Here is a 22,426-nt window from a genome sequence, read left to right on the forward strand (position 1 = left end):
GCCATTTGATAAAGTGTGGTTGTCCGTACTCATCGACTTCTAAAATCATAGCTTCATTGGTTTGTTCGCGCCAGTCGCCTAAAACAATTCTAAGTTTGTTTTCTACTGGATGAATTGCAGGACGATGCGTATGTCCATGAATCAGATAATTAATATTTTCTAAAGCTTCGATAACCGCCTGATCATTCACATCCATGATTTCATAAGATTTTTGTTGCTTATTTTCTCGACTTTTTTTGCGAAAGCCATTGGCGAGTTTTTGTCTAAAACTGAGCGGCGTTTTCTTTAAAAATGCGACCAGATAAGGATTGCGAATAATCTTTTTAAAGCGTTGATAGGCTACATCATCGGTACATAAAGCATCGCCGTGTTCGAGTCGATACTGCTGACCTGCAATTTCAAGCGTGTAAATATCTGGAAGTAAAATACCATGAAATTGCTTTAAAAAATCCTGACCTAAGGCAAAATCACGATTGCCTACTTGGAAATAAATTTGATTACCTGACGCATCAAATTTTTTTAATGCATCTATAATTTCATCTAACCATGGGGCGGTATAGTCATCACCAATCCATGCATTAAACCAATCACCTAAGATATAGAGCTGGGTATTTTTATTCTGATAATGGCGTAACAAATCTAAAAACCCCCGAATCAATCGAGGGTGTTCAGGTGACAAATGTAAATCTGAGATAAACAGATAAGTCACAAATGATGCCGTTTAAAATTATTCAGAAATAATTTTAGCAGATTCGATCACAACATTTTCTAAAGGAACATCAGCGTGATAGCCACGGTTACCTGTACGAACATTTTTAATGTCGCTTACCACATCCATTCCTTCAACAACTTTACCGAACACTGCATAACCCCAACCTTGAGCTGTTTTGCCAGTATGGTTAAGGAATGAGTTGTTTTTCACATTAATGAAGAATTGAGCAGATGCAGAGTGAGGTGCTTGGGTACGCGCCATCGCAATGGTACCTTCGTCATTGCTTAGACCGTTATCCGCTTCGTTTTCAATAGAGTCACGAGTGGCTTTTTCTTTGAAGTTTTCATCCATGCCGCCGCCTTGGATCATAAAACCATCAATCACACGATGGAAAATTACACCATCATAGAAACCATCACGAACATATTCCAAGAAGTTAGCAACTGTTTTAGGCGCTTTTTCAGTGTTAAGCTCAAGAACAATACGACCTTTGTTGGTGTTTAATTCGACTTGAGGAAAACTCATTACATAATCTCCTAATCATGGACATGAAAGCCATGGGTTTTTTGGTTGAGAGAAGCATAAGCAAACTGTAAACTACATAGCAAGTAAAAAACGTAAATTTCTTTGTTAAAAAACAAAGATTGCGTTTCATTCAGTCAAATTTTAACTGTAAAGAAGTGAAATATTTATATGAAGCCAAATGATGTTGTTTCAACTGTGCCCAATTCTCCGACATCGAATACTCATGCATCTGTCGATTCTGCGCAGCAAGAACAACAGGCGGGCTTAGATTTTGTACGTCAGGTCATTACTGATGATTTAGCCAGTGGTAAAACTAAAACAGTGGTGACTCGTTTCCCGCCAGAGCCAAATGGTTATTTACATATTGGTCATGTCAAAGCGATTTGTTTAAACTTTGGGGTTGCAGAAGAATTTGATGGGTATTGTAACCTACGTTTTGACGATACCAACCCAGATGCAGAAGAACAAGAATATGTCGATGGTATTGAAAATGACGTGAAATGGCTTGGCTTCGAATGGCAAGGCGAGCCACGTTATGCGTCGGGATATTTTGATCAACTCTATGCGTGGGCAGTTCAACTGATTGAACAAGGCGATGCTTATGTTGATTTGCAAAGCCCTGAAGAAATTAAGCTGAATCGTGGCAATTTTGTTGAACCTGGCAAAAACTCTCCGTATCGCGATGCAAGTATTGTTGAAAACCTTGAGCGTTTTGAAAAGATGCGCAATGGCGAGTTTAAAGAAGGTGAAGCTGTTCTTCGTGCCAAGATTGATATGACAAGTACCAATGTACATATGCGCGATCCGATTTTGTATCGTGTCTTGCATTCTGAACATCACCAAACAGGTGATAAATGGAAAATGTACCCGATGTACGATTACGCACATCCATTGTCAGATGCCATTGAAGGAGTCACACATTCACTGTGTACACTAGAGTTTCAGGATCACCGTCCATTTTATGACTGGGTCATTGAAAAAGTTCACTCTCAAGCTGTGCCGCGTCAGTACGAATCTTCGCGTTTAAATATTGATTACACCATCACCTCTAAACGTAAATTACGCCGTTTAGTTGAAGGTGGTTATGTCAATGGTTGGAATGATCCACGTATGCCAACTGTGGTCGGAATGCGTCGTCGTGGCTTTACACCAGAAGGGCTGCGTGATTTTAGTCGTCGTGTTGGTGTTTCTAAAACCGATGGTATTGTCGATGTTGCCATGCTTGAGTTCTGTATTCGCCAGTCTTTGGAAAATACCGCAGCGCGTGGCATGGCAGTACTGAATCCACTTAAAGTCACCTTGACCAATTTGCCAGAAGAACTGGATTTAAAACATGCGCGTCATCCAAATGTAGACATGGGTGAACGTGTGATTCCTTTGACACGCGAAATCTATATTGACCGTAAGGATTTTGAAGAAGTGCCACCAAAAGGCTTTAAACGCTTGATTCCTGACGGAGAAGTGCGTTTACGCCATGCCTATGTTATTAAATGTGACGAAGTGATCAAGGATGCCAATGGTGAAGTGATTGAGCTGAAATGTTCAATTGATCCAGAAACTTTAGGCAAAAATCCAGAAGGCCGTAAAGTCAAAGGTGTGATTCATTGGGTTTCTGCAACTAAAGGTGTTCCTGCTGAAGTCCGTATTTATGAGCGTTTATTTACAGAAGCTGCTCCAGATGCGGATGATGACTTTTTGGCACATCTAAACCCTGAATCTTTAAACGTGGTTCAAGCTTATATTGAACCTGCATTGGCTCAAGCAAAACCTGAAGATCGTTTTCAGTTTGAGCGCGAAGGTTATTTTGTGGCAGATCAATATGATCATACTTCAGCAAAACCTGTGTTTAACCGTATCTTAGACCTTAAAGATAGCTTTAAAGCTGAGAAAAAATAAGGCAACGCCTTATTTTTCGTTAGACCTCAAATAGATAAACGCTAGTTTTTCATGATTTATGATGTTGTTAGTGCTAGATCGTGAAAAGTAATGTTTATTTTTACAGTTCAATCAAGCCTCTACATGTAGAGGCTTTTTTATGGTTATCAAATGTTTATTGCAAAATTATTCATCGTTCCTTTTTTTATTCTTTTGGTGAGTCTAGCGGGGCGGCGCTGGGGAACTAAAGTCGCTGGTATATTAAGTGGGATGCCTGTGGTTGCAGGGCCAATCGTGGTACTCATGGCAATTGATCAAGGGATGGGATTTGGTTTAAATGCAGCGATAGCGGGTATTTCAGGTGTTGTGTCTTTACTAAGTTTTGGTATTGCCTATTGTTGGCTCAGTCGATCTTGTCACTGGAGTGTCTCGTTTCTGGGAGGTATCGTTGTATGGATAATTACAGCGACTTTACTGACTTTTTTACCTCAGAACCTTTATGTAGTAAGTTTGGTGGCGATACTGGGGTTAATGCTTGCTCCATTTCTTTTACCTGCATTGAGCACTATTGTTGTCCCTGCACGTCAATTTAATGATTTACCTTTAAGAATGTTGGCTGGTGGTCTATTTACCTTGGTGGTGACCGCATTGGCTTATGTTCTCAGTAGTCAATGGAGTGGGCTGCTTGCGGTATTTCCCATTATTGGCTCCGTCATGGCTATTTTCACGCATATCATGCAGGGAAGTGATGCCGTTACCATGCTCTATCATGGAACAGTGAGGGGTTTATATTCGTTAACAGTCTTCTTTATCGTTTTAGCTGCTGGCTGGGCATCTTTTGATTTTTGGCAAGTGGTTGCAGTGGGTGTTTTTATGGCGATTTTGGTTCAATTGGCTTTTTATGGTATCGCTCGAATGTCGAAAGTTATGATCAAAACCTAATATGGGTATTGATCATTTATTCTTTATGATCTTGTTTATAAAACAAATAAGTGGGCATTTTCATTTTGGCTTTATCATGTAGTTTTTTCTTGATGTATAGAACCAGAGCAAAGCACGTGGTGGCAATAGTCAGGTAAAAACTATTCATATAACTCATCATTGAACTGATATAGCCCAATGTGGTCAGTCGATTCATCATTTTGACGACTTGCGGACTACTTTCAATCCCCGTGATTGCCCAACTACATAAATGTTCACAGTTATTGATAATCAAGTGATAATAATTTTCGTGCATACGCGAACGCATACGCCGTACCACGACACGTCCTTTATATTTTGGATGATGGTAATAACGGACATGGATTTTTTTGCCGTGAGAAAACTGTTCGAGCGTGGTGATCTCAATCGGTTTCTTTTTAAAAAGATGTGCCAATCCTGAATAATGGATGACACGTCCACGACCTGCGTAAATTCCGTGATGGCTATAACCTAGATGTTTCACAATAAGATGAGAACCTATTGGAAACCGTTTGACCGAATGCTGCATATTCACCAGATCCAATAAAGTAAACCACTGTATTGTATTGCGATGATACAGACCTGATTATAACCATTATAGTGTGAAATTGTTCTATAAAAGTGCAAAAAAACTTACTTCGAGCCTATTTTACTTGGTATCGTGCTCAAATGATTCAGCCATAAAAGAGTAGTAAAATGTCGAGGTGGAGAAGCGTTTTAAAATCTGTGGTTGTTTTACCGGTTTTATCGACCTTATTTACTCAGTCAAATTATGCCAGTGAACGATTTGATTATCAGCGAGTTCAGCTTACTCAAGCTGGCGTAGACGCCGATGTCATCCAAGTCAAAAAACTATCCGATCTTCAATTATTTTTAAATGACCCATCGCAGCAGCCTTTACTCAAATTTGAAAATATTAAAAAACAGCTTCATTCTTGTCAGCGCTTAGAATTTGCGATGAATGCAGGCATGTATCATCCAGATTATGCGCCTGTTGGGTTGTATATTGAAAATGGCAAACAACTGACAGCATTGAATGAGCAACAAGGTTTTGGAAACTTTTTTATGCAGCCCAATGGCGTCGTGGCGTGGAATGATCAGCAGGCTGTGATTGAAACCACACAAGATTTTAAAACAAGTCGCTTTAAAGCTAATTATGCCACCCAATCTGGACCAATATTAATCATTGATGGAAAAATCAATCCGAAGTTTTTAGCCGATTCTGATTCGTTAAAAATCAGAAATGGTGTCGGTGTAAAAGATAATACGCTGTATTTTGTGATTACCCGAAATCGCGTTAATTTTTATCAATTTGCCCAGTTTTTTAAGGATGAGTTGAATATCGACAATGCGCTGTATTTGGATGGTTCAATCTCAAGTTTATATTTACCTAAAATTTACCGAGAAGATCGTCGTTATAGTTTGGGGCCGATGATAGGGTTACTTAATTCTAAAGTTTGCAGATCATAAAAAAACCGCCTAATGGCGGTTTCATTTTACTGTACGGGATGATGGTTAATCTCGTTCAACTCTTTGCGGCTGTACCCACGAGATACCAGTACTTTCTTAATCCCTTTGATGATATCTTCATCAGTCGCTTTTGCTAACGCAGAGACTAACTGCTCGTTGGTTTTACATGAACAATCATTTTCAACACAAGCAATCTGGTTCTTATGCTCGTTATTGATTTCATCTGCTGAAAACAGCTTTTGCCAAAAACTCATAGAGCCTTCACATTCAACTTAACATAGCTCGAAATATAGCCAAAATAAAATAAAATACAAGTCAACTAAAGTGATAAAAGCAGCAAATAAACTCTAAATTTTCCGATGATAACATTCAGGTTTAACGAAATTATGACAGTACGAGGGGCTTGATCTTTGTTTTATATCATATTTTTATATTTAAATATGTATAAAGAATAAAGGGTTATCTAAACACCCTTTATTCTAAAAGTTACATTGCAATAATTTGTTTAAATTAATTCGAGCAATACACCTGATTCGACATGATGGGTAAAAGGGAACTGATCAAACAAAGCAAAGCGAGTGATACGATGCGTTTTGCTTAAAGTTTTTAAATTGTCATACAGCGTATCAGGGTTACAGGAAATATAGAGAATCCGCTTAAAACCGGTCAAAAGTTTCAGGGTTTCATCGTCAATGCCTGCACGTGGTGGATCAACAAATATCGTATCAAACTCGTAGCTTTGAATATCGATTTTGGCTTCTTGTAAACGCCTAAATTCACGTTCGCCTTGATAGGCTTGAGTAAACTCTTCGGCAGAGAGTCGTGCGATCTGAATATTCTCAATCTGGTTTTGTTCAATATTCCACTGGGCGGCATAGACTGAACTTTTAGCCAGTTCTGTTGCCAGCACCCGGCGAAAATGTAAGGACAACGGCAGGGTAAAGTTGCCATTACCACAATACAGCTCGAGTAAATCCCGATTTGACCCTTTGACGACGTCACATGCCCAGCTCAGCATTTTTTGGCAGACGTGTGCATTGGGCTGGGTAAAGCTACTTTCGATTTGTTTGTATTTAAACGTACGACCATGCACATTGAGTTGTTCAACCACATAGTCTTCGCCAATGATGACTTTTTGACCGCGGCTACGACCCATAATTTTAATATTGAGTTTTTCAGCAAGTGATTTCACCGCAATTTCCCATTCGGCATCGAGTTTACGATGATAAATCAGGGTCACCAGCATTTCACCACTTAAGGTGGCTAAAAAATCAGCTTCAAAAATCCGTTGCGATAAAACAGGATTGGCTTTTAATTCCTGTAATAATTTTGGCATGAGTTCATTGATGCTTTTATCTGCAATTGGAAATTCATCTACCCGCACGACTTCTTTTTGTTTACCATCTTCACCGCGTTCAAACATGACATAGAAAAGATCATCCTCGGTATGCCAGATCCGAAATTCTGCACGCATCCGAAAATATTGCTCAGGAGATTCAAATACTTCAAGCTCAGGCGCATTAAATTCTGCAAATTGCTGCGTGATCCGTTCAATTTTACTTTGAAGCTGTTGCTGATAAGTTTGCGACATAAATAGGAAAAATAACAAGATGAGTCAAAGCGCAAATAGTAGCAAAAAAACCGCTGAACCGCGAGAAAACTTAGGTATAGTTCAGCGATGGATATTATTAAGTGTCTGTCAGATGTTGAATTAATCGTTGATAATCATGTGCAGAAAGTTGGCCGATATAGGTTAATTTTGTTGTATGAATTGGAAGTTGATAAGTTTGTACTGTATCAATCCAGGATGGTTTAGTTAATCCAGCGAGTTGCCAGTCTTTGATTTCAACATATTTACTTTTGATGAAATCAGATTTGTTTTGGTACTGGCTACTCAGACGAAAAACAATATAGTCCGAATCTGTTTGACGAATATATAAAATAGGGCGAGTTTTGCCATCGGCTAGATCAGTAAAGCCAACATAAGCCCAATAAAGTGCTTTTGACATTAATACCCGCCATCATCTTCTAAAAAATCGTTGGTCGATTGAGTATCTGACACTTTGACACTCGGAATATTATGGCTAAGTGCGATCAACTTTGCGGTATTTAAATCATCCTCACTGACTTCAGTACTTACAGGTATTTTTCCTGTACGTGCGATTTCTGCATACACCATACTCAATACAGTTGCAGGAGTAAGCCCAACTTTTGACATAATATATTCAGCTGACTCAGAAATGGCTTGATCAACTGTGTACTGGATTCTTTTTTTGATAAGTACAGACATAAGCGACCTTCGTTAAAATATGAAAATTAAAGCCATTTTATGCCACAAAATGGTGTGTTGCAAATCTTAGCATTTGTTTTAGTTTACAGGTTTATATTTTTCTAAAATAGAAACGCCCCAAATGTTAAACATTCAGGGCGTTTAATCGTAATTGATGATACATGTCTGATTTATTCAGACCCAGTTATTTCGATGCAGTTACTCAGACACATTTATTCAGACATGGTCATCAAACTTGCATTACCGCCTGCGGCAGCAGTATTGACACTGATGGCGTGTTCAATCACAAGACGTTCAAGCGGAATGACTTGCTCTGAATTTTGCAGATGAGTAATGCCTACAATTGCACCTTTACGATTGGCAATTTGCGTTTGTAATGTCTGCAATTCCTCAATCGAACCATGATGAAGCACTGCATCAAAATCCCCATGCTCGACATGACCAATTTCAATCATCGATTGACGCACTGCTTTAGGTAACTGTTGTCCAAATCTTTGCAAAAATGGATGATTTTCCAATAACGCAACCTGACTGTTGACTGCAAAAATCGCTAACATTTGATGAATCAAATCCAGTTCATTTTGAGCAAGTGCCAACACGCGTTTTCGCGGTAACATCATATAACGATTGGTTTCACCTGTCGGGCCTTGTAAGTCAAAAGCATGACTCACATTCATTGGCACGACATTTGGAAACTTTTGCTCTGGATACTGTTGTTTCACCCATGCAAAAAATTCACGGAATAACGCCAACTGCGGCAATGGTTCAGCAATCTTTTCTGCTTTAACTCCAAATGGAATTTGCAATGCTTTTTCAGAACAATCGGCCATTAAACGATAGAGATAAAGTGGGCCACCCGCTTTAGGACCTGTACCTGATAAACCTTCACCACCAAAAGGTTGCACACCGACCACAGCACCTACGATGTTGCGGTTGATATATAAATTACCCACTTCTGCATGTTGCACCACCGTATTGATCGTTTCATCGATACGAGTATGCAAGCCCATAGTTAAGCCATAACCTTTGGCATTAATACGTTCAAGAAGCTGTTGTACTTCGCCGTGTTTATAAGTAATGACATGCAAAACTGGGCCGAAGACTTCGCGCTCAAGATCATCAAGATTTGGAAGTTCAATCAATGTCGGTGCAACAAAAGTTCCCTGATTGAATTCGGCTTGTTGGGTTGCGTCATCATTTAAAATCAACTGATGAACTGGATAGCCTTTGCTGCGCATTTTTTGGATATGCTGATCAATGGTTTGTTTTGCTTCTAAATCAATCACAGGACCAATATCTGTTTTTAAGATAAATGGATTGCCCATGATCAATTGTTGCATTGCACCTTTGAGCATGGTGACCAGCGTTTTGGCATTGTCCTCTTGTACGCATAAAATACGTAGGGCAGAGCAACGTTGACCTGCACTGTCAAAAGCAGAGTTGACTACATCAATGACTACTTGTTCAGTCAATGCTGATGAATCAACAATCATGGCATTTTGACCGCCAGTTTCCGCAATCAGGGGAATAGGTTGACCTGTTGGTGATAGGCGTTTAGCGACAGTTTTTTGCAAAATCTTGGCAACTTCGGTTGAACCTGTAAACATGATGCCTTGAATTCGATCATCAGCACTCAGTTTGGCTCCTACAGTTTCACCGCGACCGGGCAATAGCTGCAATACGTCGGTTGGAATACCTGCTTCATGTAGCATTTGCACCGCTTGTGCCGCAATCAGTGGAGTTTGTTCTGCTGGCTTGGCAATCACACAGTTGCCTGCGGCTAAGGCTGCTGCGATTTGACCTGTAAAAATTGCCAGTGGGAAGTTCCACGGACTGATACACAGCACTGTACCCAAAGGCTGCATCTGAGTGGTTGGATTGAAGCTTTCAATCTGCGTGGCGTAATAACGTAGAAAATCGACCGCTTCACGGACTTCTGCAATGGCATTGGCATAGGTTTTACCTGCTTCACGGCACAGTAGAACCATCAGCGATTGCATCTGTGATTCCATCACATCCGCCGCTTTTTTAAGCGCGATTGCACGTTGACTTTTTTCAGTATTTGCCCAGCGTTGTTGCGCTTGGATCGATGAATTTAAAGCAACTTCAACATGCTCAAGGGTTGCTTCCTGAACATAGCCCACAATATCTGCATGAATGGCTGGATTTAGCAATGCTTGTGGGCTAACCTCGACCTGATCAACAGGTTGAGCTAATAAAGCTTTACTTTCCCAGACTTTATTTTCAAGCTGCTGTGCAGTTTCATTTAAAGCTGCCAACGTTGCATCATTGGCAAGATCGAAACCTTTCGAGTTTTGACGAGAATTTCCATACATATTAAGCGGTAATGGAATAGCAGGATGTTTTAAACCGACTTGACCTTCACGTGCAGCAATATTTTGAATGTCTTTAAATGGCGATTGAATCAAATCTTCAATCTTTAAGTTTTGATCGGCAATACGATTCACGAATGAGGTATTTGCACCATTTTCCAATAAACGACGTACTAAATAGGCGAGTAGCGTTTCATGATTACCTACAGGCGCATAGATGCGACATGGAATACCGAGTTTATTGTCACTCCGAGAGCCAACCACTTGTTCGTATAGTGGTTCGCCCATACCGTGTAAGCACTGAAATTCGTATTGACCCACATAGTATTTTGAAGGATCTGCCAACTGGTAAATGGTCGCAAGCGATTGTGCATTGTGAGTCGCAAACTGTGGGTAGATTTGTTCAGGTGCAGCCAAAAGTTTTTTGGCACAAGCAATATAAGACAAATCAGTATGGACTTTACGAGTAAAGACAGGGTAGTCATCCATACCATCGATTTGGGCTTTCTTGATTTCGCTATCCCAATACGCACCTTTGACCAAACGAATCATCAATCGCTTTTGGCTACGTTTGGCTAGATCAACTACATAATCAACCACATAGAAGCAACGTTTTTGATAAGCCTGAATCACAAAACCAATGCCTTTCCATCCTGCAAGTTCTGGTTCAAAGCAAAGACGCTCTAATAATTCCAGTGAAATTTCCAGGCGATCTGCTTCTTCGGCATCAATGTTTAAACCGATATCATATTTTTTTGCAAGCTGTGCCAACTCAAACACTTTGCCATAAAGCTCATCATGTACACGTGCAATTTGTGAACGTTGGTAACGCGGATGCAATGCTGAGAGTTTGATCGAAATACCCGGGCCATCGTAAACGCCTTTGCCATTGGATGCGCGTCCAATCGCATGAATCGCCTGCGTATAATCGTTAAAATAACGCTCAGCATCATGATCGGTGAGGGCTGCTTCACCCAACATATCGTAAGAGTAACGAAAGCCTTTGTGTTCAAGAGATTTGGCGTTAGATAAGGCTTCTTCGATGGTTTCGCCCGTCACAAACTGCTCGCCCATCATACGCATCGCAACATCGACTGCTTTACGGATGACACCACGACCGCTACGTGCAAGAATTGAGGTGAGTAAACCAGATAAACTACCTTGCTTTGGCGTTTCCATCAGTTTACCCGTCAGCATTAAACCCCATGCTGCGGCATTGACAAACATCAGGCTGCTTTGACCCACATGGTCTTTCCAGTTGCCTTGATTGATTTTGTCACGAATCAGTAAGTCGCGTGTTGCTGCATCAGGAATACGGAGCAAAGCTTCAGCCAGACACATGAGGGCGATGCCTTCCTGAGACGAAAGCGAAAACTCTTGTAATAAACCCTGAACAATCCCTGCTTTGCCCGAAGAGGTTTTGCGTTCGCGTAAAGCATTGGCAAGATCAAATGCCAATTCATAAATTTTATGGTCAAGTTCATCTGAAATTGCAGTCGCTTCAAGCAGTGTTTCTACTGCTTCAGGTTCTGGACGACGCCATGCAGTATTTATACGCTCTTCCAGTTCACTTTTTTCTTTAAATTCAGTGATATATCCGAAATGAGGTTTTGCTGTGTCCATATTTGGGTCGGTATCCATCATGTTCATGTCAAATTCCAATGACGATCTCACTCAAATCTTGTGAGATAGGTTTAGATAATTTATCATTGCAAAATAATTACCGAATAACTCACTATAATATGAGTATTTTTTAGTGAAATATTTTGTTTTGGGGCTTATTTATGTCGCTAGATCGTGTGGATTTAAAAATTCTTGATATTCTTCAAGAAGATGGAAAGATTTCAAATACTAAACTGGCTGAAGAAGTTAATCTTTCTGCAACGGCTGTTATGGCTCGAGTCCAAAAGCTGACCAAAGAACAATTTATCATTGGGTACGAGGCAAAATTAAACGCAGAGAAGCTGCATGCCAGTTTTTTGGTCTTTGTCGAAGTTTTGCTCGATAAGACCACAGCGAACGGTTTGAATGAATTTATTGAGGCGGTGGCGGAGTATCCTGAGATTGTAGAATGCCATATGACCAGTGGTGGATTTGATTTCTTGATGAAAGTGCGTAGCGCCAATATGGAAGAATACCGTAAGTTTGCAGGAGAGATTTTATGGCAACTTCCTGGTGTGAAGGAAACGCGGAGTTATCCTGTGATGCAAGTGGTCAAAGAAACCTCAAAAATTAAATTACCTAAGCGCAATATAAAAAAAGGGACTTCGTAAAGTCCCTAATTTTAAAAAATAAATTTATTAGCAATTATTTTGATGCATGATACAAACGATCTGCTTCTTCAAAACGATCAGTAACTTCTTTACCCGGTTGTTTACCTAACAGGCTCACCACGATAATGGTGATGGTTGCTAAAACGAAGCCCGGAATAATCTCATAAATCCCTGTTGAAGCGAACAGATTTTTCCAGCCAATGACGACAACCGCACCGACGATCATGCCTGCCAAAGCGCCGTTTAAGGTCATGCGTTTCCAGAACAATGATAAAATAATCAGCGGACCAAAAGCAGCGCCAAAACCAGCCCATGCATAGGCAACCAAGCCCAGCACCTTACTTTCAGGATTACTGGCTAACCAGATCGCAAAGACTGAAATGGCAAGTACCATCAAACGGCCGACCCAAACCAGCTCTTTTTGCGATGCATTTTTACGCAGAAAAGATTTATAAAAATCTTCAGTTAGGGTACTTGAACAGACCAGAAGCTGACAGCTCAAGGTACTCATCACCGCAGATAAAATTCCTGCCATGATAATTCCAGCAACCCATGGATTAAATAGGATCTGGGCCAGTTCCATAAACACCAATTCTGAATTGCTGCTAACTTTGCCTGCAAGTTCTGGGTGCAATTGGAAGAATGCGATACCAAAGAAACCAGCACCTACTGCGCCACCCAGACATAAAATCATCCATGACATGCCAATACGACGTGCGGCGGGAATAGATTTAACCGAATCGGCAGCCATGAAACGGACTAAAATATGTGGCTGACCAAAATAGCCTAAGCCCCATGCAGTTGCAGAGATAATAGCAATAAAACTCACGCCGGACAGCATGTTGTATGCATGTGGACGTGCTTCATTGATAAGCTGAGAAACATGTTGTTGACCATCACCAATCGCCAGATACGCAAAGATCGGGGTGAGCATCAAGGCAAAAAACATCATGCCAGCCTGAAAGGTATCCGTCCAGCTAATGGCGAGGAAGCCACCGATACACACATAGCTGATGGTTGCAATCGCACTGACCCATAAAGCAGTGTGATAATCCATACCAAAAATGGTTTCAAATAAACGCGCACCTGCGACCATGCCTGAAGCACAGTAAATTGAGAAGAAAATCAAAATGATGAGGGCAGATGAGACACGTAATAATTTTTTGGTGTCATGAAAACGATTGGTAAAATAATCTGGCAGTGTGAGCGCATTTGACTGGACTTCGGTATGTACACGTAAACGACCCGCAACAAATAACCAGTTGAGCCAAGCACCAATAATCAAACCAATGGCGATCCAGGCTTCTGAAAGCCCAGACAAATAAATCGCGCCAGGTAAGCCCATGAGTAACCAGCCACTCATGTCTGATGCGCCAGCCGATAATGCAGTAACGAAGCTACCGAGGCTTCGTCCACCTAAAATATAATCTGAAAAGTCTCTTGTGGCTCTGTAAGCGTAGAGACCAATACAGACCATTGCCACGATGTAGAATATAAACGTGATAATGGTTGGATTGATAGAATTCATGTGTGGGACCTATATCCATATGTGCATTTACGCGAGTAATCAACCAGTCCAAACAAAAAATTTGGTTGCCTAAAAATAAGGCGTTGATTCAAACACGGATGCCAAAATAATAACTGTTAATTTTAAGTATATTTTATGTAATTTTGTGTAAAAATATCTTGTGCAAAAATATTATTTAATATCTTTTATATTTCAATCAATTGGAAACTTTGTCTTGATTCTGTTTTTAGAATAGATGATCAAATAAGCAAAATTGGAATATATTTTAAGCAAAATGCTGAGCGAATGATCAATCTTGTAATTTTATTGTGACGCAAAAATAGACGAATGAATGATTCAAAAGTAAAAATGGCCTGTAATTTTCAACCAAATCTAAAAATTAATCCTGCTTGAGTTGTTCAAAAAGTTGTTTCATCCCTTCAGACGCAGTTTTTTTAATTAAATGATATTGAGAAGGTACTCTTGAGTAATCCGCTTGTGGATCGATATAAAAAGCGTCGCAGTGAGTTGGAATTTCATGGATCAGTCCTGCGACGGGATAAACAGTTAAAGTCGAACCAATCACAATAAAAATATCGGCATCCTGTAACAGTTGAATTGCTTCATCATAAGCAGGAACCGCTTCACCAAACCAGACCACATGTGGACGAAGCGGATAACCTTCAGCACAGCGATGATGCTCTAAATCCAGTTGCCAACCTTCTATGGGATAAAAGTCGTGAGTAAATTGTGCGGTTGGCCCAGAACTTTTGGCTAAACGAATATTACCATGTAAATGTAGAACTTGGCTTGAGCCTGCACGTTCATGTAAATCGTCAATATTTTGTGTAATGATCTGAACGTTATAATCTTGCTCAAGCTTGGCAATATATTGATGAGCAATATTGGGTTCGGCATTAATGATTGTTTTTCGTCGCTCATTATAAAAGCGTTGAACGATTTCAGGATGACGTTGCCATGCTTCGGGCGTTGCAACATCTTCGATTTGATAATTTTCCCAGAGTCCATTGCTGTCACGAAAAGTGCTAATGCCACTTTCTGCGCTCATGCCTGCACCAGAGAAAACCACTAATTTTTTCATTTTGCTTCGCCGCATCTTATTTACTTCACTATATAAAGGTATAAGCAAATGAATCGATCGACAAGTCACAAGATGATATACCGAAAAAAATCCGCCACTTTTGGCGGATATTTAAAATGATCAAATTACTTACTTGTCATGATGTAAGTATTCAGGTTCTTTTGGCAGCCTAAAACTACACAAGAAACAGATAATCAACATCACAATCACATAAATGAAGAACTCATTTTCAACGCCAGCCTGTTTAAATTGTAATGCAACCGCAGGGGCTGAACCGCCAAAGATTGCATTGGCCACTGCATAAGAGAAACCAACACCCAATGCACGAACATGCGGCGGGAACATTTCAGCCTTAATCAAGCCACTGATCGAGGTGTAGAAACTGAGGAACATCATCAAGAAGATGAGCAGTAAAGTCACGATCACAGGGGAGTAACTAAAGTGTCGCATGGCAATGACCATCACGGGATAGATCAAAATTGCACTGCCTGCACTAAAAGCCAACATTGATGCACGGCGACCAATTCGGTCTGAGATTGCTCCAAATAAAGGTTGTGCAATCATGTAAACAAACAGGGCACAGGTCATCATGTAGCCAACAGTCTTACCGTCAATGCCTAAGCTGGTAATGTAGGTTTTTGAATAAACAGTAAGGACGTAAAAAGTCAATGAACCTGCTGAGGTATAACCCACGACCAATAAGAACGTTGCCCAATGCTTTTTGAACAGTTCACGTAAAGAACCTGATTCTTTCTTTTCACTGTCTTCGTGGGAAAGCGTTTCTTCGAGTTTACTTCGAGCTAATAAAGAAATAATGGCGGCAATACCACCGATCACAAAAGGAATACGCCAGCCACCATCCATGAGTTGTTGCTCACTCATAAACGCAAGTAAAATGACACCTACTAAGCTTGCTAATAATTGACCACCTGAAAGCGTCACATATTGAAAAGAAGCATAAAAGCCTCGGTGACCTTTGAGTGCAATTTCACTCATATAGGTTGCAACAGCACCATATTCACCACCTACCGATAAACCTTGTAAGAGTCGAACCATGAGTAATAGAAATGGTGCAACCATACCGACTTGTTCATAAGTGGGTAATAATGCAAAAAGAAAGGAACTGACAGCCATTAAAGCAATCGAAATTACCATCGACTGTTTTCGACCATGTTTATCTGCAATCCGCCCAAATAACCAACTACCAATGGGGCGCATAAAGAAACTTGCTGCGAATACACCCCACACATAAATTCCCTGTGCAGTGGAGTTCATATCTGGCGCTGTTAATGCATGCTGAAAATACATCGCAAAAACTGCATAGATATAAAAATCGAACCATTCAACTAAATTACCAGAGGAAGCACCTACAATCCCTAGTACACGTTTTTTCTTCTCTTCTTTGGTATAAACGACTTCGCTCATATAAATATCCTATGTCCATTTATTCCTAATCATTTGCTTTGTTGCCAAAGCTTTTGCCCTTAATAAAACTAAAAAATATAAACGACGATTTAGGATACTCCTGTTGCAAAGCTTGGTTCTATAGTAATAAATTACAATTTATCCGGTGATCTAAAAAATATGGTAATATTCACAAAAATAAACTTTATAAAACAAAATCTTGAGTTAATTATAATGCTTTAGTTGAATCGATCGTTATTTGAATAATAAAGCATCACGTTGTTTGCTTAAATTAATGTTCACCCTGTCATGATCAATCGTTTGAGTGATTTTAATCAGGGTTGCTCAAGCTGCTTTATGAAAGATTTGGAGCTAAGTGTTCCTTATAAAGCTTCGAGTCGATTTAGAAAATTACGAATTTCTTGACTAAACTTTTTGGGTTCTGTGAGTAAAGGCGTATGACCTGAACGTTTAAAATAAATAGGTTGGGACTTTTTAACACTTTTGGCAATAATGGTTTGACCTGTTACAGGATATAAAGATGAATTTTTACCAATAAAAAAGGTGGTTGGACATTCAAGTTGAGCAATTGCTTTACGATAATCTTCTTGATGATTCAAGTAATTTTTTACATACCAGTGTAAGTAGTCAATCCGTTGGATAGGGAGCAGATATTTTTGCAAGGGCGGTTTGTTTAATGCGAGTTTAAAGACCATTGGGCTATATTTATTGCTGCTTTGTAGTTCAATAAATTCTGACCACAGTTGTACCAATTGCTGTCGCTGTAAAAAAGGTAAGTCATTTAAATCAAGCACATTCGGGTATTGATTCAATAAATCATCAAGTGCGGTCAGTAAAAATTTAAAATCTTGATGTTTTTCACCAAAAAGACCAAATTGCCATGATTCGTCGACTGTAATTTTGGGGGTCTGATCGATGTGTAAATACGCTTTTAGCTGCTGTGCCAGATTGCCATGTTGCATACCATGCATTGCTGTGGTCGCACCCATTGAGTAGCCGATTAGAATAAATTTCTGAAGATTTAATTGTTGTATTAATGTCTCAACATCTCGCCAATGGCTAGAAATGGCATCTAATTCTTGGGGAATCGCACAGTTTTTCGAGCGACCAAAACCGCGCCAATCTGGAATAATAAACTCGTATTTATTTAAGTTCGTGAAAATAAAAGGAAGCCATTGCCAACTGACCATACCGAGCCCTGATAAAACGACAACAGGTTCTCCACGTCCAATACGGCGTACAAATAACTGTTCCTGATCAGGCATGGTATGAAAAGGCATATTTTATTCCTCGTATCAAAATAATTTAACTGTTCTCAAATTGTTGAAGCTGTGGAATAACATCCTCCAACCAGTCAATCCAGCCTTTTTCCAAGTTTATCCCAAGTTCGAGTATTTTTTTATGAATAAATAAGACTCGGTCTTGTTCCTTCTGATCCTTAAAGTCTTTTTCATACATATTTTGGTAAATTTCAAGTTTATTTTTATGTAAGAATAGATGACGTTCCAGTTCTAGCAGAATTTGATTTCCGCCTAATTGTGCTTCGGCACGAAGTCGAACCATCAGATCTTCACGTAGTTGGGCAGGCTCACTTTTTTGAATCAACCAATCTGCCAGTTCAACTCGTCCAGGCTGTTCAACCTGATAGGTTTTTTTACGGCTATGTTCACTTTCTTCTTCAATGGTCGAAATCCAGCCTTTTCCCAACATATTATTGAGTTCACGATAAATTTGTTGATGACTCGCATTCCAGAAAAAACCCATGGAACGGTCAAAACGACGTGCTAATTCAAAACCTGTACTTGGTTTTTCTAGTAAGCTGGTGAGTAAAACGTGCGACAGTGACATGGCAATCCATAACATTTTGTGACTGATAGGATTATGCAATATGTTGCATAAAAAATAAAATTTGATTATAAGTTTATGCAACAAATTGCATAAAGCAAGCCAGAATAGCAAGCGAAGGAGTTTTTATGTCGTCATATCCGCATTTATTAGCCCCATTGGATTTGGGTTTTACCACTTTAAAAAATCGTGTCTTAATGGGTTCCATGCATGTGGGCTTGGAAGAAGTGCCAGGTGGATATGAACGCATGGCTGCATTTTATGCAGAACGCGCCAAAGGCGAAGTTGGCTTGATTGTGACTGGCGGTATTTCACCTAATGATGACGGTGTGACTTTTGCGGGTGGTTCTAAGCTAGATAGCCTTGAAGAGGCAGAACATCATAAAGTCATTACACAGGCGGTACATGACGCAGGTGGTAAAATTGCCATGCAGATTTTACATACTGGTCGTTATTCTTATCAGCCAGAAAATGTTGCGCCTTCAGCCATGCAGGCTCCAATCAATCCAGTTAAACCGAAAGCTTTGAGTTCTGCTGAAGTAGAACAAACGATTTTTGATTTTGTGAACTGCGCCAAACTTGCTCAATATGCAGGCTATGACGGTGTTGAAATCATGGGGTCAGAAGGTTATCTCATTAATGAATTTATTGCGCAACGTACTAATCACCGTGATGATGAATGGGGTGGAAGCTATGAAAATCGTATTCGGTTTCCGATTGAAATCGTAAGACGTACTCGCGCCGAAGTGGGTGAAAACTTTATCATCATTTACCGTTTATCAATGTTAGATTTGGTTGAAGGCGGTTCAACGCTTGAAGAAGTGATTCAACTTGCCAAAGAAATCGAAAAAGCAGGCGCAACGATTATTAATACGGGTATTGGCTGGCACGAAGCACGTATTCCAACTATTGCGACCAAAGTTCCTCGTGCCGCATTTACATGGGTCACTGAAAAATTAAAAGGTGTGGTTAAAGTTCCGCTTATTACTTCAAACCGTATCAATACCCCTGAAATGGCAGAGCATGTCTTGGCTCAAGGTCATGCGGATATGATTTCAATGGCGCGTCCAATGCTGGCTGACTCTGAATTTGTATTAAAAGCAAAAGAAGGGCGTAGTGATGAAATCAATACTTGTATTGGGTGTAATCAGGCCTGTCTGGATCATATTTTTTCTATGCGTACAGCAACTTGCTTGGTTAATCCACGCGCTTGTTATGAAACAGAGCTGATTTTTAAAGAAGCATCAGCCAAAAAACAAATCGCTGTGATTGGTGCAGGTCCAGCAGGTTTGAGTTTTGCTGTCTATGCCGCCAGTCGTGGACATCAGGTTAAAGTTTTTGAAGCCAGTCATCAAATTGGTGGACAATTTAACATTGCTAAAACTATTCCTGGCAAAGAAGAATTTTACGAAACCCTACGCTATTTTAAACGACAAATTGAACTTCAACCCAATATTCAACTGATATTAAATCATACTGCGACGTTTGATGAACTGGTCAATTCGCAATTTGATGACATCGTGGTTGCAACTGGGGTAACACCGCGTCAACTCCAAATTGATGGAATCGATCATCCTAAAGTGTTGAGCTATATCCAAGTGTTACGTGAGAGAGTGCCTGTAGGGCAACGTGTTGCCATTATAGGAGCTGGTGGTATTGGTTTTGATACTGCTGAATATCTGACACAACATGGCGAAAGTGCCAGTGTGAATCCTGAAAAATTCTATGATGAATGGGGAATCGACACCACTTATGCGCACGTGGGTGGTTTAAAACAACCGGAGTTAGAGCCATCTGAACGCGAAGTTTTTTTATTACAGCGTAAAGATTCTTCTGTGGGTGCAAATTTAGGTAAAACTACAGGCTGGATTCATCGTACAGGTTTAAAACATCGTAATGTCAAAATGATTGCAGGTGCGCATTATCAGAAAATAGACGATGAAGGTTTACACATTTTGGTCGGTGACAAAGAAATGACTTTGGCTGTAGATCATGTGGTGATTTGTGCAGGACAGGAATCTTATACCGCCATGTATGACGCATTGCATCAAAGTGGCAAAACTGTACATCTCATTGGTGGTGCCAAAGAGGCGGGTGAGCTAGATGCTAAACGTGCAATTCGTCAAGGAGCAGAGTTAGCTGCGAAGCTATAAATGGATCACAAAGAGCATTTTTGAAAAATGCTCTTTACTTTTTTAAGTAACAAGGAAAATGCAATGATAATTGAAACTACAAAACAAGCTTTGGAAAAATGGCATCACATGGTCAAGTCAGGTGATTTATCAGATTTAAATGATCTATTGGCTGAAGATGTCGTGTTTCGTTCACCTGTTGCTTATCAGCCTTACGAAGGGCAACAAGTGGTTTATTTTATTTTGACCAATGTGATTCAGGTTTTTGAAGATTTTACTTATCACCGTGAGTTTTATACTGAAGATGGTTTAAATGTTGTACTTGAGCTTAGTGCCAATGTCAGTGGAAAATCATTAAAAGGCATTGATATGATTCGCTTTAATAAACAAGGTCAAATAGTTGATTTTGAAGTGATGATTCGTCCAAAAAGTGGTTTGGCCGCTTTGGCGGAAAAAATGGGTGAACGATTTGCCAAGTATCAAGCCAGTTAAAGAATGAAATAGCCTAAGCAACTTTTAAACGATGTAATATCAATATCGCTTAAGAGTTGTAAGGCAATACCATCATTGACCACACAGTATTGAGTTCATTGGGGTGAGAAAATCTAAGCAATATGGTTAAGGTTGCACAGTACTGCGACAACTATTTCACTCATTGACAAAGGTGTTATCGAATATGGGTCTATCGATTTTAAACAGAATCAAAATTTTGGGTTCAGAATTATTTGACTCGGTTGTTGGCGCTGAACAACCTAAAATCTATTATGACCCGAATGGGACGATTAAAGATGTTTTAGGAAGGCTTCCTCAACTAAAGCAAAAATATCGACCTACGCCGTGGTTGAGTAACAACCATGTTCATTTACTTTATTTTGATCTCATTAAAAAGAAAACCATAAAATTAAATTATGATCGGATTGATCAACTCACGATGCAAGATGGCGGCATTACCGCAATTGCTTGGTACGGTTATGATCTTCCACCTGAAACACCGACCATAGTGATCATGCATACCATTACAGGAACACCTGAAAGCATGCGCGAATTGGTCAAAGATTTGCACGAATATACAGGCTGGCGAATAGCACTGTGTTTACGACGTGGTCACGCTGGTTTAGCTATGCCTGTGCCGCAGATTTCATTGTTTGGATCAACCCCTGATTTGAAAGAGCAACTGTTGCATATCCAACGTTTATTTCCAGACTCAAACTTATACGCCGTGGGGTCTTCCGCAGGGACAGGGCTTTTGGTGCGTTATCTGGGTGAGCAAGGTTTAAATACGCCATTTAAGGCAGCATTTGCTATGTGTCCGGGTTATAACACTGAAATTGGCTTTAAAAATGTCCATCCTTTTTACAGCAAGATAATGACCAAAAAATTATTTAAATATTTTATTGATCCTTATCAACAGACATGGAGTCAAACGGCTTCACTCAAAAAGGTATTGGCAACCACGAATCTTGAAGAATTCGAAAAAGAGTATTTTGAAATGGCAGGCTTTGAGGATTATCAGAGCTATTGTCAGGCCATCAATCCAATTTATGTATTTGAAAATGTGAAAATCCCATTGATCATTTTAAATGCAGAAGATGATCCTGTGTGTTCAATTAAAAATTTAGAACCCTATAAAGATGTCATTCAGAAAATGGACAATATTGCCGTCATTACCACCAAAAAAGGCAGTCATTGTGGTTTTTATGAGGGATTGGGTACGCGATCTTGGGCGGCACGACTCATCGCAGATTTTTTGAAAAATTATTAGATTCAATATTGTTTTTAGATTGAGCACAATAAAAAAGCAGATAAGTCATGCTTATCTGCTTTTTATGCGGCATTAAAACTTAGTTTTTTAATGCAGGTGTAGCTGCTGCAATTGCTGCTGCAACTGCATCATCTTCACTTTGAGAGCTATTATTGCTGCTTGATTTAGTTGAAGCCGTTTGCTCAATGGTTGGTTTGACTGATTCGGTTTTCACT

The 22,426-nt window shown here is 39.8% G+C and carries 20 protein-coding genes and 1 pseudogene; 7 read left to right on the top strand and 14 right to left on the bottom strand.

Annotation, left to right across the window (positions count from 1 at the left end; translation table 11 throughout):
* Together JR005_RS11200 and JR005_RS11205 are read right to left on the bottom strand one after the other, a co-directional pair.
* The coding region (locus tag JR005_RS11200) for a UDP-2,3-diacylglucosamine diphosphatase (protein ID WP_218665054.1) at positions 1 to 709 on the bottom strand (709 nt) is incomplete at its 3' end.
* A gap of 18 nt (positions 710 to 727) precedes the next feature.
* Positions 728 to 1,237, bottom strand: coding sequence for a peptidylprolyl isomerase (locus JR005_RS11205; RefSeq protein WP_004987932.1), 510 nt, complete (start codon positions 1,235 to 1,237; stop codon positions 728 to 730).
* A 168-nt stretch (positions 1,238 to 1,405) separates the two neighbouring features.
* Between JR005_RS11205 and JR005_RS11210 the strand changes: the two genes are divergently transcribed.
* Positions 1,406 to 3,133: a glutamine--tRNA ligase/YqeY domain fusion protein gene (locus JR005_RS11210; protein ID WP_218665055.1), complete on the top strand. Its 1,728-nt coding sequence runs from the start codon at positions 1,406 to 1,408 to the stop codon at positions 3,131 to 3,133.
* A 150-nt stretch (positions 3,134 to 3,283) separates the two neighbouring features.
* Positions 3,284 to 4,054 (top strand): hypothetical protein, encoded by a 771-nt coding sequence (locus JR005_RS11215; RefSeq protein WP_218665056.1) that lies wholly within the window; start codon positions 3,284 to 3,286, stop codon positions 4,052 to 4,054.
* 16 nt (positions 4,055 to 4,070) lie between these two features.
* On the opposite strand, the gene JR005_RS11220 is transcribed toward JR005_RS11215, so the two are convergent.
* The gene (locus JR005_RS11220) at positions 4,071 to 4,601 is read right to left on the bottom strand and encodes a lecithin retinol acyltransferase family protein (protein ID WP_218665057.1); all 531 of its coding nucleotides are present in this window, start codon (positions 4,599 to 4,601) and stop codon (positions 4,071 to 4,073) included.
* A gap of 167 nt (positions 4,602 to 4,768) precedes the next feature.
* On the opposite strand from JR005_RS11220, the gene JR005_RS11225 reads away from it, so the two are divergent.
* On the top strand, positions 4,769 to 5,542 hold the full coding sequence (locus tag JR005_RS11225; protein ID WP_218665058.1) for a phosphodiester glycosidase family protein: 774 nt from the start codon (positions 4,769 to 4,771) through the stop codon (positions 5,540 to 5,542).
* A 26-nt stretch (positions 5,543 to 5,568) separates the two neighbouring features.
* Here the strand turns inward: JR005_RS11225 and JR005_RS11230 are convergent, their stop codons facing one another.
* From JR005_RS11230 to putA, 5 genes are all read right to left on the bottom strand, one after another.
* A complete protein-coding gene (locus JR005_RS11230; protein ID WP_004924955.1) occupies positions 5,569 to 5,796 on the bottom strand; it encodes a hypothetical protein in 228 nt (75 codons plus the stop codon).
* A gap of 251 nt (positions 5,797 to 6,047) precedes the next feature.
* On the bottom strand, positions 6,048 to 7,133 hold the full coding sequence (gene trmA, locus JR005_RS11235; RefSeq protein ID WP_218665059.1) for a tRNA (uridine(54)-C5)-methyltransferase TrmA: 1,086 nt from the start codon (positions 7,131 to 7,133) through the stop codon (positions 6,048 to 6,050).
* Between the two features lie 97 nt (positions 7,134 to 7,230).
* Complete coding sequence (locus tag JR005_RS11240; protein WP_218665060.1) at positions 7,231 to 7,551, bottom strand: type II toxin-antitoxin system PemK/MazF family toxin; 321 nt, start codon at positions 7,549 to 7,551, stop codon at positions 7,231 to 7,233.
* A complete protein-coding gene (locus JR005_RS11245) occupies positions 7,551 to 7,832 on the bottom strand; it encodes a type II toxin-antitoxin system RelB/DinJ family antitoxin (RefSeq protein WP_151980680.1) in 282 nt (93 codons plus the stop codon). Before JR005_RS11245 ends, JR005_RS11240 begins: the two co-directional genes overlap by 1 nt.
* Before the next feature lie 212 nt (positions 7,833 to 8,044).
* Positions 8,045 to 11,815, bottom strand: coding sequence for a trifunctional transcriptional regulator/proline dehydrogenase/L-glutamate gamma-semialdehyde dehydrogenase (putA, locus tag JR005_RS11250; protein ID WP_218665061.1), 3,771 nt, complete (start codon positions 11,813 to 11,815; stop codon positions 8,045 to 8,047).
* A gap of 134 nt (positions 11,816 to 11,949) precedes the next feature.
* On the opposite strand from putA, the gene JR005_RS11255 reads away from it, so the two are divergent.
* Positions 11,950 to 12,438 (top strand): Lrp/AsnC ligand binding domain-containing protein, encoded by a 489-nt coding sequence (locus tag JR005_RS11255; protein ID WP_004998069.1) that lies wholly within the window; start codon positions 11,950 to 11,952, stop codon positions 12,436 to 12,438.
* Positions 12,439 to 12,472: 34 nt separating this feature from the next.
* On the opposite strand, the gene putP is transcribed toward JR005_RS11255, so the two are convergent.
* The 5 genes from putP to JR005_RS11280 form a co-directional block, all read right to left on the bottom strand.
* Positions 12,473 to 13,966, bottom strand: a complete 1,494-nt coding sequence (putP, locus tag JR005_RS11260) for a sodium/proline symporter PutP (RefSeq protein WP_218665062.1) — start codon at positions 13,964 to 13,966, stop codon at positions 12,473 to 12,475.
* A gap of 379 nt (positions 13,967 to 14,345) precedes the next feature.
* Positions 14,346 to 15,047, bottom strand: a complete 702-nt coding sequence (locus JR005_RS11265) for an SIR2 family NAD-dependent protein deacylase (protein ID WP_218665063.1) — start codon at positions 15,045 to 15,047, stop codon at positions 14,346 to 14,348.
* A 129-nt stretch (positions 15,048 to 15,176) separates the two neighbouring features.
* Entirely contained in the window at positions 15,177 to 16,472 is a 1,296-nt protein-coding gene (locus JR005_RS11270; RefSeq protein ID WP_004987908.1) for an MFS transporter, read from the bottom strand.
* A gap of 362 nt (positions 16,473 to 16,834) precedes the next feature.
* Positions 16,835 to 17,752 carry an alpha/beta fold hydrolase gene (locus JR005_RS11275; protein WP_218665064.1) on the bottom strand — a complete coding sequence of 306 codons (918 nt, stop codon included), beginning with the start codon at positions 17,750 to 17,752 and terminating at the stop codon, positions 16,835 to 16,837.
* A gap of 25 nt (positions 17,753 to 17,777) precedes the next feature.
* Entirely contained in the window at positions 17,778 to 18,320 is a 543-nt protein-coding gene (locus JR005_RS11280) for a PadR family transcriptional regulator (protein WP_004987904.1), read from the bottom strand.
* Positions 18,321 to 18,445: 125 nt separating this feature from the next.
* On the opposite strand from JR005_RS11280, the gene JR005_RS11285 reads away from it, so the two are divergent.
* The 3 genes from JR005_RS11285 (at position 18,446) to JR005_RS11295 (ending at position 22,211) form a co-directional block, all read left to right on the top strand.
* A complete protein-coding gene (locus JR005_RS11285; protein ID WP_218665065.1) occupies positions 18,446 to 20,470 on the top strand; it encodes an NADPH-dependent 2,4-dienoyl-CoA reductase in 2,025 nt (674 codons plus the stop codon).
* A 63-nt stretch (positions 20,471 to 20,533) separates the two neighbouring features.
* Positions 20,534 to 20,941, top strand: a complete 408-nt coding sequence (locus tag JR005_RS11290; RefSeq protein ID WP_218665066.1) for a nuclear transport factor 2 family protein — start codon at positions 20,534 to 20,536, stop codon at positions 20,939 to 20,941.
* A 184-nt stretch (positions 20,942 to 21,125) separates the two neighbouring features.
* Positions 21,126 to 22,211 carry a YheT family hydrolase gene (locus tag JR005_RS11295; RefSeq protein WP_218665067.1) on the top strand — a complete coding sequence of 362 codons (1,086 nt, stop codon included), beginning with the start codon at positions 21,126 to 21,128 and terminating at the stop codon, positions 22,209 to 22,211.
* A 79-nt stretch (positions 22,212 to 22,290) separates the two neighbouring features.
* Here the strand turns inward: JR005_RS11295 and JR005_RS14945 are convergent.
* Positions 22,291 to 22,426, bottom strand: a pseudogene (locus JR005_RS14945) (internalin); the annotation flags it as partial.

Source organism: Acinetobacter sp. Colony158 (assembly GCF_019264745.1).
In the GTDB taxonomy this organism is placed as follows: Bacteria; Pseudomonadota; Gammaproteobacteria; order Pseudomonadales; family Moraxellaceae; genus Acinetobacter; species Acinetobacter ursingii.

Bases quoted from the DNA above. Each gene is read 5' to 3' on its own strand.
- JR005_RS11290 (WP_218665066.1), top strand. From the start codon at position 20,534: ATGATAATTGAAACTACAAAACAAGCTTTGGAAAAATGGCATCACATG.
- JR005_RS11230 (WP_004924955.1), bottom strand. From the start codon at position 5,796: ATGAGTTTTTGGCAAAAGCTGTTTTCAGCAGATGAAATCAATAACGAG.
- JR005_RS11255 (WP_004998069.1), top strand. From the start codon at position 11,950: ATGTCGCTAGATCGTGTGGATTTAAAAATTCTTGATATTCTTCAAGAA.
- JR005_RS11245 (WP_151980680.1), bottom strand. From the start codon at position 7,832: ATGTCTGTACTTATCAAAAAAAGAATCCAGTACACAGTTGATCAAGCC.
- JR005_RS11220 (WP_218665057.1), bottom strand. From the start codon at position 4,601: ATGCAGCATTCGGTCAAACGGTTTCCAATAGGTTCTCATCTTATTGTG.
- JR005_RS11225 (WP_218665058.1), top strand. From the start codon at position 4,769: ATGTCGAGGTGGAGAAGCGTTTTAAAATCTGTGGTTGTTTTACCGGTT.
- JR005_RS11295 (WP_218665067.1), top strand. From the start codon at position 21,126: ATGGGTCTATCGATTTTAAACAGAATCAAAATTTTGGGTTCAGAATTA.
- JR005_RS11205 (WP_004987932.1), bottom strand. From the start codon at position 1,237: ATGAGTTTTCCTCAAGTCGAATTAAACACCAACAAAGGTCGTATTGTT.
- putP (WP_218665062.1), bottom strand. From the start codon at position 13,966: ATGAATTCTATCAATCCAACCATTATCACGTTTATATTCTACATCGTG.
- JR005_RS11285 (WP_218665065.1), top strand. From the start codon at position 18,446: ATGTCGTCATATCCGCATTTATTAGCCCCATTGGATTTGGGTTTTACC.
- JR005_RS11215 (WP_218665056.1), top strand. From the start codon at position 3,284: ATGTTTATTGCAAAATTATTCATCGTTCCTTTTTTTATTCTTTTGGTG.
- putA (WP_218665061.1), bottom strand. From the start codon at position 11,815: ATGAACATGATGGATACCGACCCAAATATGGACACAGCAAAACCTCAT.
- JR005_RS11280 (WP_004987904.1), bottom strand. From the start codon at position 18,320: ATGTCACTGTCGCACGTTTTACTCACCAGCTTACTAGAAAAACCAAGT.
- JR005_RS11275 (WP_218665064.1), bottom strand. From the start codon at position 17,752: ATGCCTTTTCATACCATGCCTGATCAGGAACAGTTATTTGTACGCCGT.
- trmA (WP_218665059.1), bottom strand. From the start codon at position 7,133: ATGTCGCAAACTTATCAGCAACAGCTTCAAAGTAAAATTGAACGGATC.
- JR005_RS11210 (WP_218665055.1), top strand. From the start codon at position 1,406: ATGAAGCCAAATGATGTTGTTTCAACTGTGCCCAATTCTCCGACATCG.
- JR005_RS11265 (WP_218665063.1), bottom strand. From the start codon at position 15,047: ATGAAAAAATTAGTGGTTTTCTCTGGTGCAGGCATGAGCGCAGAAAGT.
- JR005_RS11240 (WP_218665060.1), bottom strand. From the start codon at position 7,551: ATGTCAAAAGCACTTTATTGGGCTTATGTTGGCTTTACTGATCTAGCC.
- JR005_RS11270 (WP_004987908.1), bottom strand. From the start codon at position 16,472: ATGAGCGAAGTCGTTTATACCAAAGAAGAGAAGAAAAAACGTGTACTA.